The organism is Streptomyces sp. NPDC030991 (assembly GCF_055571235.1).
Window position 1 is genome coordinate 308,300 of sequence record NZ_JBVIFR010000007.1, and the last position, 13,010, is coordinate 321,309.

Annotated in this window: 11 protein-coding genes; 1 reads left to right on the plus strand and 10 read right to left on the minus strand. The window is 70.3% G+C overall.

Going from position 1 to position 13,010, the window contains the following annotated elements:
• The first annotated feature begins 3 nt into the window (after positions 1–3).
• Positions 4–900 carry an alpha/beta fold hydrolase gene (locus ACZ45E_RS16370; RefSeq protein ID WP_468221295.1) on the plus strand — a complete coding sequence of 299 codons (897 nt, stop codon included), beginning with the start codon at positions 4–6 and terminating at the stop codon, positions 898–900.
• Here ACZ45E_RS16370 and ACZ45E_RS16375 read toward each other — a convergent pair.
• From ACZ45E_RS16375 to ACZ45E_RS16420, 10 genes are all read right to left on the minus strand, one after another.
• Complete coding sequence (locus ACZ45E_RS16375) at positions 860–1,864, minus strand: helix-turn-helix transcriptional regulator (protein WP_468221297.1); 1,005 nt, start codon at positions 1,862–1,864, stop codon at positions 860–862. The two genes, ACZ45E_RS16370 and ACZ45E_RS16375, sit on opposite strands and share 41 nt — an antisense overlap.
• A gap of 174 nt (positions 1,865–2,038) precedes the next feature.
• The gene (locus tag ACZ45E_RS16380; RefSeq protein WP_468221299.1) at positions 2,039–2,923 is read right to left on the minus strand and encodes a thioesterase family protein; all 885 of its coding nucleotides are present in this window, start codon (positions 2,921–2,923) and stop codon (positions 2,039–2,041) included.
• Between the two features lie 67 nt (positions 2,924–2,990).
• Positions 2,991–3,662 (minus strand): trimeric intracellular cation channel family protein, encoded by a 672-nt coding sequence (locus ACZ45E_RS16385; protein ID WP_468221301.1) that lies wholly within the window; start codon positions 3,660–3,662, stop codon positions 2,991–2,993.
• A 35-nt stretch (positions 3,663–3,697) separates the two neighbouring features.
• The gene (locus tag ACZ45E_RS16390; RefSeq protein WP_468221303.1) at positions 3,698–5,092 is read right to left on the minus strand and encodes a M1 family metallopeptidase; all 1,395 of its coding nucleotides are present in this window, start codon (positions 5,090–5,092) and stop codon (positions 3,698–3,700) included.
• 395 nt (positions 5,093–5,487) lie between these two features.
• Complete coding sequence (locus ACZ45E_RS16395; protein ID WP_468221306.1) at positions 5,488–6,705, minus strand: ABC transporter ATP-binding protein; 1,218 nt, start codon at positions 6,703–6,705, stop codon at positions 5,488–5,490.
• 20 nt (positions 6,706–6,725) lie between these two features.
• A complete protein-coding gene (locus ACZ45E_RS16400; RefSeq protein WP_468221308.1) occupies positions 6,726–7,832 on the minus strand; it encodes an ABC transporter ATP-binding protein in 1,107 nt (368 codons plus the stop codon).
• A complete protein-coding gene (locus tag ACZ45E_RS16405; RefSeq protein WP_468221310.1) occupies positions 7,829–8,830 on the minus strand; it encodes an ABC transporter permease in 1,002 nt (333 codons plus the stop codon). The genes ACZ45E_RS16400 and ACZ45E_RS16405 overlap by 4 nt, the downstream gene beginning before the upstream one ends.
• Positions 8,831–8,979: 149 nt before the next feature.
• Positions 8,980–10,749 carry an ABC transporter substrate-binding protein gene (locus tag ACZ45E_RS16410; RefSeq protein WP_468221313.1) on the minus strand — a complete coding sequence of 590 codons (1,770 nt, stop codon included), beginning with the start codon at positions 10,747–10,749 and terminating at the stop codon, positions 8,980–8,982.
• Between the two features lie 113 nt (positions 10,750–10,862).
• The gene (locus tag ACZ45E_RS16415; RefSeq protein WP_468221314.1) at positions 10,863–11,867 is read right to left on the minus strand and encodes an ABC transporter permease; all 1,005 of its coding nucleotides are present in this window, start codon (positions 11,865–11,867) and stop codon (positions 10,863–10,865) included.
• Between the two features lie 303 nt (positions 11,868–12,170).
• The gene (locus tag ACZ45E_RS16420) at positions 12,171–12,965 is read right to left on the minus strand and encodes an enhanced serine sensitivity protein SseB C-terminal domain-containing protein (RefSeq protein WP_468221316.1); all 795 of its coding nucleotides are present in this window, start codon (positions 12,963–12,965) and stop codon (positions 12,171–12,173) included.
• Positions 12,966–13,010: the final 45 nt, after the last annotated feature.

The window sequence follows — 13,010 nt, forward strand, 5'->3', positions numbered from 1 at the left end:
GTCATGACAGCACCGGAATCGAAAGGCTCGGGCGGCTCGGACGCCTCGAACGGCTCGAACGGCCCAGGAACCGACTGGGACCTCGACCGCGGGTACGCCGGTCCGTCCGGCGAGGTCCGCTGGGCCGCGCTCGGCCCGGCGGACGCGCCGCCCGTCGTCCTCGTCCACGGCACACCGTTCTCGTCCTACGTGTGGCGCGGCCCGGCCCGCGCGCTGGCCGCCGAACACCGCGTGTACGTATGGGACCTGCCGGGTTACGGCGCCTCCGAGATGCGGTCGGGCCAGGACCTCACCCTGGACGCCCAGGCGCGTGTCCTGGCCGGGCTGATCGACCACTGGGGACTGACCGAACCGGCCGTCGTCGCCCATGACTTCGGCGGCTGCGTGGCCCTGCGCGCCCATCTGCTGCACGGGGCCGCCTACTCCGGGCTCGCCCTCGTCGACCCGGTGGCGCTGGCGCCGTGGGGCTCCCCCACGTACCGCCTGCTGGGTGCACACGCCGACGTCTTCCGGCAGTTGCCGCCCGATCTGCACGAGGCGCTGGTGCACCGCTACGTCGCCTCGGCCAGCCACCGGGGTCTGTGTCAGGACACGCACGCCCGGCTCGTCGCCCCGTGGCTCACCGCGGCGGGCCAGGACTCCTTCTACCGGCAGATCGAACAGAACGACCAGCGGTTCACGGACGACATCCAGGGCCGCTACGGGGAGTTGGCGCTGCCCGTACTGGTCTGCTGGGGCGCCGAGGACACCTGGATCCCGGTCGCCAAGGGGCGTGAGCTGGCCGCGTCGATCCCCGGCGCCGAGCTGCGGATCATCGAGGGCGCCGGGCATCTGGTCCAGGAGGACGCGCCCGCCGAGCTCACGGCCGCGCTGGGCCGGTTCCTGCGTACAGTGCGCTGATTGCGGCGGCGCAGCGGGCCAGCTCCGCGCGCGCCTCGGGCGGATCGAGCACCTCCACATGGTCGGCGAAGGGCGCCAGGGAACGGACCGCGCCCAGCACCTCGTAGCCGAGCCGGACCGTGATCCACTCGCCGGAGCCGTCGCCGTCCGGGTCGGCGTCGGCGTCGGCCTCGTCGGGCTGCTCGGTCAGGGAGTTGCCGCACATCCGCAGGAACAGGTCGAAGCGGCTGCGGCGGACCCGGGCGGTGACGGCGATGCCGCCGGGCCGCACCTCGACCTGGCGCTTCAGCACGGCCCAGGCGTCGGCGAGTTCGACACCGTCCCGGCGCTCGACCGGGGCGTCGGTGACCGTCGCGGCGTGCATCCGGTCGGCGCGGAAGAGGCGGGGCACGGCCCTGCGGTCGGCGACCAGGTACCAGACGCCAGCCTTGCAGACGAGGCCGTACGGGTCGACGGTGTACGTGCGGGGCGCGTCGGCGCCGCTGTGCCGGTAGCGGATCCGCAGCCGCCGGTCGGCGAAGACCGCGTCCTGGAGGGCGCTGACGTCGACCTCGCGCGGGGGCGGGCCCATCCAGCGCGAGGACTCGACCAGGATCCGGCGGGAGGTCAACTCGGCGGCGGGCCGGTGCGGTTCGGGCAGCGCGGCCATGACCTTGCGCAGGGCGGAACCGATCGCCGAGTCAAGACCGAGAGCGGCGTGGGCGCCCTGCGCGGCGAGGATGAACAGGGCGCGGGACTCGTCGGCGGTCAGCCCGGTGACGTCGGTGCGGTAGCCGGGCAGCAGGGTGATGCCGCCGTGCCGCCCGCGTTCGGCGTAGACGGGCACGCCCGCGCTGCTCAGCGCCTCGACGTCCCGGTAGATGGTGCGGACCGAGACCTCCAGGCGGTCCGCCAGTTCGCGCGCGGGGACGCGGCCGCGGGTCTGGAGGAGCAGGAGGACGGAGAGCAGGCGGTCCGATTTCACCGGGCCAGTCTGGCGCGTTGTCCCTCCGGGCGTCGCGGGGGTCCGTGGGTCGGGTGGGCGACCGCGGGCCGGTGGGGGCGGGCCGCGCAGTTCCCCGCGCCCCTAAGAGGCGCACTACGTGCGCCCTTATGGGGCTGCGGCGAACCGGCGCCTGACACCCCGCACCCGCCCGCGTCAGCCCAACCGCACCCGCGCCAGCTGCCTCGATTGCGCCACCAGCCGGTCCTCCGCGTCCCAGACCTCCGCGTCCTCCTCCAGGAAGCCGCCGGCCAGGTTGCGCGTCATGATGGAGACGCGGAGCGGGCCGGGGGCCGGGCGGCAGCGGACGTGGACCGTCAGCTCGACCGTCGGGACCCAGCCCTTGAGGCCGAGCTCGAAGGCGGTCGGCGGCAGGGCGTCCACGGCGAGCAGCAGCGACAGCGGGTCGGCGTCGCGGCCGTCGGCCAGGCCGAACCAGGCGCGCATCTCGCCCTTGCCGGACGGCGCGCCGAGCGCCCAGCCCAGCGTGGCCGGATCGAGCTTGAGCGCGAGCCGGTCGGTGATCGCGGAGCTGCCGGGGACCGGGGGCGCGCCCTCGGGTGCGTCGCCCGCGCCGAAGCACTGGTCGATGGGCGGGAGGGCGGGGACCGGGGCGCTGGTGCGCACGTCGTCGGGGAGCGCGTCCAGGTCGCCGTAGGAGGCGAGGACGCGGATGCGTTCGACCTCGGTGCCGTCGTCGGCGTACTGGAAGAGGGACGCCTGGCCGGTGGAGAGGGTGCGGCCGGTGCGCACGACGTCGGTGCGGATCACGGCGGGGCCGGGCGCCGACGCCGTCAGGTAGTGCGCCGAGATGGTGAACGGGTCGCTGTGCGGCAGGGCGTCCGCGAGGGCGCGGCCGAGGACGGCGAGCAGGTAGCCGCCGTTGACGGCGTTGATGATCGTCCAGCCGGCCGAGAGGTCGATGTCGTAGACGCCGGGCTCGCGCCGGGTGACGGTCGTGTCGCGGTCGAACTCGCTGTCGCCGATCGTGGCCGCGGTCATCGTCGTCGTACGGTCCTGCGTGGACGCTGCTTCTGCCATACCGGCAACGTACAACAAGAACCTACTAAGCGGTAGCTTCGTATTCTCGGCCGGTGCCGGGGACCGGCTACGGGGTCTCCTCCGTCACGTCCACCGTCGCCGACCTGCGGTTCCACGCCCGCGGCGCGCGCCAGTGGTAGTGCATCGCGAGCAGGCGCAGGACGAAGGCGGTGAGGACCGCGGCGCCGCTGGTGAAGGCGTTCAGGGTGTCGTAGCGGATGCACAGGACCACGATCACGGCGCCGACCATCGCGGGGACCGCGTACAGGTCGCGGTCCCAGCGGACCAGGGACGGCACCTCGTTGGCGATGATGTCGCGCAGCACTCCGCCGCCGACCGCGGTGGCGAGGCCGAGCGCCGCGGAAGCGGTGAGGCCGAGCCCGTACGCGTACGCCTTGGTCGTCCCGGTGACGGCGAACAGGCCGAGGCCCGCCGCGTCGAAGACGTTCACCGCCGTCTGGGTCCGCTCGACCTCGGGGTGCAGGAAGAAGACCAGGGCCGCGGCGACCAGCGGCGTCGAGAAGTAGCCGAGATCGGTGAAGGCGGCCGGGGGCACGGCCCCGATGATCAGGTCGCGGAGCAGCCCTCCGCCCAGCGCGGTGACCTCGGCGAGGACGGCGATGCCGAAGACGTCCCAGTTCTTGCGTACGGCCATCAGCGCACCGGAGATGGCGAACACGAAGATGCCGATGAGGTCGAGCCAATGCTGGACGGAGGGGGTGAACAGTTCCTGGAGCACCCGACATTCTTACCCGCCGGGCGTCCGGGCCCCGGCTACAGGCTCGGCTTGCCCGGGGTGAACAGCCAGGTGTCGAAGAGGTCGTCGAGCTGCTGACCGGAGATCCGTTCGGCGAGGGCGATGAAGTCGGACGTCTGCGCGTTGCCGTAGCGGTGCAGTTTCGTCCAGGTCGGCAGCAGCTTGAAGAAGGCCTTGTCGCCGATGCGCTCGCGCAGCGCCTGGAGCGTCATCGCACCGCGCTGGTAGACCGCGGAGGCGAACATCGTGTCGCGCTGCGGGTCACCGACCACCGTCTGCCAGAAGGCCGAGGTCGCCGGGCGGGAGTTGTAGCCGGCGAGGAAGGAGTCGTGGGCGGAGGCGCCGCCCTTGTGCTCGGTCCACAGCCACTGGGAGTAGGTGGCGAAGCCCTCGTTGAGCCAGATGTTCTTCCACCGCTCCACGGAGACGGAGTCGCCGAACCACTGGTGGGCCAGCTCGTGCACGATGGTCGACTCGGAGCGGACGGCCGAGTAGCTGGGCTTGGACTGGGTCTCCAGGGAGAAGCCGGCCTGCGGCATGTCGTCGACGACGGCGCCGGTCTCCTCGAAGGGGTACGGGCCGAAGACCTCGGACCAGTAGTCGGTGGCCTCGGCGGTGACGGCGTACACGTCGACGTTGTTGCTGTTGGCGAGGACCGGGTCGATGGCCACGTAGATGGGGGTGCCGGCGGGGGTGCGGCCCGTCTTCACGTCGAACTTCCCGATGCTGGCGGTCGCGAGGTAGGTCGCCATCGGCTTGTTCTCGCGCCAGTGGTGGACGCTCTGGCCGCCCTTCGTGTCGTACGTGTCGACAAGTCGGCCGTTGGAGACGCCGGTGAGGCCCTTGGGGGCCTTGATACGGATGTCGTACGTCGCCTTGTCCGCGGGGTGGTCGCTGGACGGGAACCAGGTGGAGGCGGCGTTCGGTTCGCAGGCGACGAAGACACCGTCGGCCGTCTTCATCCAGCCGTAGTCGGAGCCGAAGACGATCGGGCCGCTGAGGGCCTCGGGGACGCCGCCGTAGGTGACCGCGGTGCGGAAGGTGTGCCCCTTGCGGATGGGACCGCGCGGGGTGACCACTATCTCGTCGCCGGTACGGGTGAAGTCGGCGCGTCTGCCGTCCACTTCGATCCGGGTGACCGTGAGTTCCTGCAGGTCGAGGTCGAAGGAGGAGAGGTTCTGGGTGGCGCGGGCGGTGAGCGTCGTACGGCCGTCGAGGCGGTCGGTGCCCGGGTCGTAGGCGATGTCGAGGTCGTAGTGGCGGGCGTCGAAGCCGCCGTTGCCCAGCTGCGGGAAGTAACTGTCGCCGATGCCGTCGGCGCCCGGGGTGGGGGCGGGTGAGGCGGCGATCAGGCAGAAAGAGGCGGCGGCGACGGTGAGCGCTGCCATGCGTGCCGAACGGGAGAGAGCCATGGGCGTCCCTTCGAACGTGCTCCGGTGTGTCGGACACGCAGACACTGCCGTTCGGGGGCGGGTGTGTACATGACCTCTTTGGGCCATGTTGGCGCGCGGGGGCGGAACCGTGTTGTGCACTTGGCCGGTGCTGGGGCGGAACCGTGTTGTGCACTGGCCGGTGCTGGGGCGGAGCCCTGTGGTGCGCTGGGGCGGCGGTCCGTTGCGCGCTTGCCCGGTGCTGGGGCGGCGGCCCCGTTGCGCACTTGCCCGGCGCTGGGGGCCGCCTTGCCCACCCTGCCGCCCCTGGCGGCAGATTGCCCAAGGCGTGGGCGGGCGGGCGGGCCCAGCGACCGTCGCCGCTCTCGCCGCCACCGATTGCCCAAGGCGTGGGCAGGCGGGCGGCCCCCTGCGGGTTACTTCTTCTCGGGCACCTCGGCCGCCTCCGGCGCTTCAGGCGCTTCAGGCGCCTCGGGCGCCTTCTCCACGGTGACGGGGTCCGCCGGGGCATCCGGCTCGGCCGGGGCCGGGACCGTCACCACGTCGATCGCCTCCTTGGCCGCCGAGAGCAGCTTGGTGTCCTCGGGGGCCTGGTCGGGGGCGTTCTCCGGGTGGTGGCAGGCGACCTGGTGGCCGGTGCCGAGCTGGAGCAGCGGGGGCTCCTTCGTCGCGCACACCTGCGTCGCCTTCCAGCAGCGCGTGTGGAACCGGCAGCCGGCGGGCGGGTCGATGGGCGAGGGGACGTCGCCGCGCAGCAGGATGCGCTCGCTCTTGGTCCCGCGCCGCTTCGGGTCCGGCACCGGCACCGCGGAGAGCAGCGCCTTGGTGTACGGGTGCATCGGCGTCGAGTAGAGGTCGTCGCGGTCGGCGAGTTCGACGATCTTGCCGAGGTACATCACCGCGATGCGGTCCGAGACGTGCCGGATGACCGAGAGGTCGTGCGCGATGATCACGTACGTCAGGCCGAACTCGTCCTGGAGGTCCTCCAGCAGGTTGACGACCTGGGCCTGGATCGACACGTCGAGCGCCGAGACGGGCTCGTCGGCGACGACGAGCTTGGGGCGCAGGGCCAGCGCGCGGGCGATCCCGATGCGCTGGCGCTGGCCGCCGGAGAACTCGTGCGGGTAGCGGTTGTAGTGCTCGGGGCTGAGCCCGACGCGCTCCAGCAGCTCCTGCACCGCCTTGCGGACGCCGCCCTCGGGCTTGACGCCCTGGAGCTTGTACGGCGCTCCGACGATCGTGCCGATGTTGTGGCGGGGGTTCAGCGACGAGTACGGGTCCTGGAAGATCATCTGCACGTCGCGGCGGAGCGGACGCATGCCGCTGACGCTCAGGTGCGTGATGTCCGTGCCCTCGAACTCGACCCGCCCGGCCGTCGGTTCGAGCAGCCGCGTGATGAGCCGGCCCATCGTCGACTTGCCGCAGCCGGACTCACCGACCACGCCCAGGGTCTCGCCCGCGCGCACGTCGAAGGTCAGCCCGTCGACCGCCTGGACCGCGGCGACCTGCCGCTTGAGCAGGCCCTTCTTGATGGGGAAGTGCTTGACCAGGCCCTCGACCTTGAGCAGTGGTTCGCCCTTGGCGGGATGCAGCGAGGTGGCCGGCGAGTCGCTCGTCTGCTGAGGGATCGTCATCTCGGGTCCTTTGGCGTCCGTCACAGCTTCGGCGCAATCTCTTCGGTCCAGATCCGCTCCCGCTCCCCGGCCGACATGTGGCAGGCCGAGAAGTGTCCGGAGCCGATCTCGTGCAGCTCGGGGCGCTCGCGACGGGTGATGTTGTCCTTGGGGATGTCCGCGTACGGGCAGCGCGGGTTGAAGGCGCAGCCGCTCGGCAGGTTGATCAGGCTGGGCGGGGAGCCCTTGACCGGGGTGAGGCGCTCGGTCTGCTCCCGGTCGATGCGCGGCATCGAGCCCAGCAGGCCCCAGGTGTACGGGTGCTGGGGCGTGGAGAAGACCTGGGTCGCCGAGCCCCGCTCGACGCAGCGGCCGCCGTACATGACGAGCAGTTCGTCGGCCATCTCCGCGACGACCCCGAGGTCGTGCGTGATCATGATGACGGCCGAGCCGAACTCCTTCTGCAGGTCCCGGATCAGGTCGAGGATCTGCGCCTGCACCGTCACGTCGAGGGCCGTGGTCGGCTCGTCGGCGATCAGCAGCTCGGGGTTGTTGACCAGCGCCATCGCGATCATCGCGCGCTGGCGCATGCCGCCGGAGAACTCGTGCGGGTAGGCGTCGACCCGCTTGTCGGGCTGGGGGATGCCGACCCGGTCGAGCATCTCGATCGCCCGCTTGCGCGCGGTCTTCTTGTCCACGTTGTGGTGGACGCGGTACGCCTCCACGATCTGCTTGCCGATCGTGTAGTACGGGTGCAGCGCGGAGAGCGGGTCCTGGAAGATCATCGCCATGTCGCGGCCGCGCAGCTTGCGGACCTTGTCCGGGTCCGCGGTGAGCAGTTCGGTGCCGTCGAGCCAGATCTCGCCGCTGATCTGCGCCTTGCGCCGGCCGTACTGGCCCGTGGTGTGCAGGCCGAGGATGCCGAGCGAGGTGACGGACTTGCCCGAGCCGGACTCGCCGACGATGCCGAGGGTGCGGCCCTTCTCCAGCTTGAAGGAGAGCCCGTCGACGGACTTGACCACGCCGTCGTCGGTCGGGAAGTGCACCTTGAGGTCGCGGACCTCGAGGAAAGCGCTGGGAGCGGCCGGGGCCGCGGTGGTCTCGGAGACTTCTCCGACCGCCGCCCCGGTCTTGTGCAGTTCGGTCATCCCAGCCTCACTCGCGGGTCGATGACGGCGTACATAAGGTCCACGACGAGGTTGGCGACGGCGATCGCGAGAGCCGCGAACAGCGTCACGCCGAGGATCACGGGCAGGTCCTTGTTGCTGATGGCCTGGACCGCCGCGAGACCGAGCCCCGGCAGGTTGAACGTGGATTCGGTGAGCACGGCGCCGCCGAGCAGCACACCGAGGTCGAGTCCGAAGACGGTGAGGATCGGGGTCATCGCGGAGCGCAGGGCGTGCCGGGTGATGACCGCGGACTCGCCGAGCCCCTTGGCGCGCGCTGTACGAATGTAGTCCTCGCCCAGGATCTCCAGCATCGTGGCTCTGGTGAGACGGGCGTACATCGCGGCGTTGAGGAAGGCGAGCACGATCCACGGCAGGATCAGCGTCTCCAACCAGACGCCGATGGAGTCCTCGGTCGAGAGGCTGTCGGCGATGTGTACCCAGCCGAGGCTGTGCACGAAGATGCCCATCGCGACCATGCCGGTGAAGAAGACCGGCAGGGAGACGCCGCCGAGGGCGATGGTCATGGCGGAGCGGTCCCAGATGGTGCCCCGCTTGAGGGCGGAGAGCACACCGGTGGCGACACCGGCGATCAGCCACAGGACGCAGGCACCGGCGGCGAGCGCCAGGGTGACGGGCAGCGCGTCCTTGAGGGTGTTCCAGACGGGCTCCTCCGTGCGGAAGGAGTACCCGAAGCAGGGGGCGGAGCAGTGGGTCACGTCGGCGCCGTTGACGTAGTCGCGGCCCAGGGGGATGCCCTTGACGAAGTCCCAGAACTGAACGAGCACGGGGTCGTTCAGGCCGAGCTTGATCCGGATGCCGGCGAGTTGCTCGGCACCGGTTGCCTTGCCGGCGAAGAGGACGGCCACGTCCTGACCCGCCCATTTGGGCAGCATGAAGAAGATGGTGAAGGTCGCCAGGAGGACGACGAGCACCATGATGACAACGGCGAACAGGCGCCGGATGAGATAAGCAAGCACTGTGCGCGGCCCGGCGGCGGGCGGTGGCCCCTTGTGGGGGTTCCCGCCCGCCGCCCGGGGCCATCACCTGCCCTTCGGACTGGCGGGTTTCGGCGGCTGGAGCGGAGGGGGTCCGGGCGCCGGATCGACTCCGGCGCCCGGACGGGGTGTTACTTGACGACGCCGAGGGAGGCGTAGTCGTAGCGGCCGCTGTACGCGTCGGACATGTAGACGTTCGTCAGACGCGGACCACGCCAGGTGATGTTCTTCTCGTAGATGAAGGGCATCCAGTCGGCCTCGTCGAGGATCCGCTTGTCGAGCTTCTCGTAGATCTTGCCGGCCGCCTCGGGGTCGGTCTCGGCGATCGCGTCGTCGAAGAGCTTGTCGATCTTCGGGTCCTTGATCTGCGACTCGTTGTAGTTACCCGTGTCGAAGAGGAACCGGCTGTCCCACAGCGGCTGGCCGAAGCCCTGGCCGGACGGGAAGTCCGGGCCCCAACCGCTCATCGTCATGCCGTAGCCGCGCTCCTTGACGACCTTCGGCGAACCGGTGATCGAGGAGATCTCGGCGCCGTCGAGGGAGTCGACCTCGACCTTGATGCCGACCTTGCCGAGCTGCTCCTGGAGCGCCTCGGCGGTGTCGACCTCGCCCGGGTTGTTGGTACGGGCGGTGAGCTTGGTGGAGAAGCCGCTGGGCTTGCCGCACTCCTTCAGCTCGGCCTTGGCCTTGGCCGCGTCCGGCTTGCCCTTGCGGGCGATGACGCCGTACGGGTCGTAGTCGGTGTGGCCCTTGATGGAGGTGGGCAGCGTGGAGTTGGCGATGTCGCCGCCGGCCAGCTTGCCGCCGCGGGTCTGCTGGAGACCGGCGAAGTCCGTCGCGTAGAACACGGCCTTGCGGCAGTGGACGTTGTCGAACGGCTTGGCGGAGTGGATCAGCGCGACGTAGCGGACGAAGGAGGTCCGCATGTTGTCGACGCTGTCACGGTGGTCCTGGACGGCGGAGACGCGACCCGACTGGGTCATGCCCGTGCCGTTCATGTCGACGTCGTAGTCGCCTTCCATCAGGCGCTTGTCGTTCTCCTCCAGGTTGGCGGAGATCGTCACGTCGACCTTGTCGGGCAGCGCGGCGCGGACCGGGTCCGACGCCTTCTTCCAGGCCGTGTTGCGGACCAGGACGATCTTCTTGCCCGCCTTGTACGACTGGAACTTGTACGGTCCGGCCGAGAACGGGTGCTGGGTGTACTTGTTGGCCGTGTCCTTGGCCTGCTTGACCGGCGAGCCGGACGGCATGGCGAGGAACTGCTCGAAGTCACCGTTGGGCTTGGGCAGCTTGAAGACGATGGTCTTCGCGTCCGGCGTCTCGATCGACTTCAGGCCGAGCTTGTCCTTGGACTTGTCCTTGTAGGGGCCCTTGTACTCGCCCTTGGGGTCCAGGTTCTGCTTCAGGTACTGCGGGCCGCCGGTGATGACGTCCGAGGCCCAGATGCGCTCGATGCCGTACTTGATGTCCTGCGCGGTGATCGGCGAGCCGTCCTCCCACGTGACACCGTCGCGCAGTTCGTACGTGTACGTCTTGCCGCCGTCGGAGATCTTCGCGGTCGACTTGGCGAGGTCACCGACGAGCTCGGTGGACGCGGCGCCCGGCTTCGGCGCGAACGTCACGAGCTGACGCGTGTAGAAGCGCATGAAGTCCCACGACATGCCGTAGTAGGCACGCTGGGGGTCGGCGGAGTCGAGGTCCTGCTTGCCGACCATCTTCAGCGTGCCCCCCTTCTTCGTGGAGGCGTTGGCGACCTTGTTGTACGCCGCGTCGTAACCGGCGCCCTTGGACGAGTCCTTGGAGTCACCGTCACCGCCGCCGCACGCCGTGGTCGACACGAGCGCCGCGACGACGAGGGCCGCGCCGGCGGCGAGCCGTCGTTTCGAGGAACCTGTGGGCATTTTCTCGTAACCTCCGAGATCGCGGTCCCGGGCCAGCAGCCGGAGAACCATGGAGTCGAGCCACCTGACAGTGCGGCAGGGGCAGTTCGTTACAGACCAGGCGGTCTGTGGCTTTACCGGGTCCCCTTCGGGTCGAGCGCGTCACGCAGCCCGTCGCCGAAGAGGTTGAACGCCAGGACGGTGATGAAGATCGTGACGCCCGGGAAGACCATGAACATCGGGTCGTGCTCGTACGTCTCCAGCGCGTCGCGGAGCATGCCGCCCCAGGACGCCGTGGGCGGCCGGACTCCGGCGCCGAGGAAGCTGAGCGCCGCCTCCGTGAGGATGTTGGTCGGGATCATCAGCGTCATGTAGACGACGATCGGCGCGACCAGGTTCGGCAGCAGTTCGCGGAAGAGGACGTGGCCGGAGCCGCCGCCCAGCGACCGGGCCGCCTCCACGTACTCACGTTCGCGCAGCGAGAGCGTCTGGCCACGGACGATGCGGCCGATGTACGGCCAGCCGAAGAAGCCGATGACCATGACGAGGACCGCGATGCGCACCCCGCTGCCGGTCAGGCCCAGCAGGTCGTCCGGGAGCACCGAGACCAGGGAGATGATGAAGAGCAGCTGCGGGAAGGAGAGCAGCACGTCCATCACGCGGCTGATCAGCGCGTCGATCCAGCCGCCGAAGTAGCCGGCGACGATGCCGAACAGGGTGCCGAGCGCCACCGCGACGATCGCCGCGAGGAAGGCCACGAGCAGGGAGATCCGGGCGCCGTAGACGATGCGGCTGAACACGTCGCGGCCCTTGTTGGGCTCGACGCCGAACAGGAAGTCACCGCTGACACCACCGAGGGACCCGTCGGGCAGGTTCGTCAGGGGGTCCAGCTTGTCCTGGTGGAACTCGTTCGGCGGGTGCCCGAGCAGGCTCACGATGAGCGGGGCGAAGACCGCCACCAGGATCAGGAAGACGACAACGATGCCACCGGCGAGGGCGACCTTGTCCCGCTTGAGGCGGTTCCAGGCGATCTGCTTCAGCGACCTGCCCTCGACCTTGCGGCCGGCTCCGCTCGCGGCGGCGTCGACCGGGGCGGTCGGCTCCACTTCCGCGGTCGTGTCGTGCAATGGTGCCGTCATCGTGGCAAGGACCCCTCTCAACCGGCGGTGACCGGCCCGCACTTGCCGCTGTAGCGGCGTGATTCAGTCCGTCGTACACAGAGGCGAAGCCCCCTGCTGCCGGAGTCTTCAACCTGTGTGCGATCTGTTGCCAGACTTGACGGGGAAAGGATGCCTAAACGTGATGCTGTCAGGGGTGTTCCGTTATCCGGACAGCTGTGAACGGGGTGCGAACAGTGGGCAGTTGGGTCGGAAGGGGCGCCAGGTCGGACATTGGCCCCACAACTCGCTATTGCGACACGCGAGTTCGGCGCCCGGCCTCGCTCAGGCTCCGTAGGGCGGCGGGAATCCGTAACCCCCGCCGGCCGGGGCGGCCGGCGCGGCATGTGCCTCGCGGTCGTAGAACGGGCGCGCGTTCGCGCGCAGCCACATCGCCACCGGGTCGTACTCGTCGGACATGGCGACCGTGGAGACCGGCAGGCCGTCCGGGACCGCCGCGACGGACTGCTGCATCATCGCGCGGACCGCGTCCACGGAGGCGGGCGACGTGTCGTAGACGTCGAGGCCGATCGCCAGGTACGGCGCGCCGATCGCGGGCTGCACCCAGGCGCGGCGCAGCGAGCGGACCGCGGTGGTGCGGTGCGCGTTCTGCGCGAGCAGGGCGTAGAACTGGGGGATCTCGATGGTCGGTTCGGCCAGCCGCAGCGGTCCGGCCGGCTGCCGGTCGAGGCCGCCCGCGATGCGGCGCAGGTCGAGCCAGGGCACACCCACGCCGCCGCCGGGCGCGTGCGGGTTGAGCCACAGGCCGTAGTGGTCGGGGTAGAGGGTGCGGGCCGCGTCGACGCCGCCGACCACCTCGTAGGCGCGGGACCAGCCGGACGCGGAGAGCTCCTGGGCGGAGGTGACGCAGGGCGCGTAGGAGAAACCGTCCACGTCCATGTTCCCGTACTGGGCGTCGGGGGAGCCGGCCTGGCCGTGCCAGAGCAGCATCCAGACCTGCCCGGCGGCGGGGTCGGCGAGGGCCGCAAGGAGCGCCTCGTACGCGTCGTAGCGCCCGGGGGTCACCTGGCGCAGCATGTGCTCGACCTGTCCGGCCGCGGCCGTGCCCGACGCACTCACCCGTAACCGCCCCTTCGTGAACGTCCGTGTTCCGCCCGTGACCGG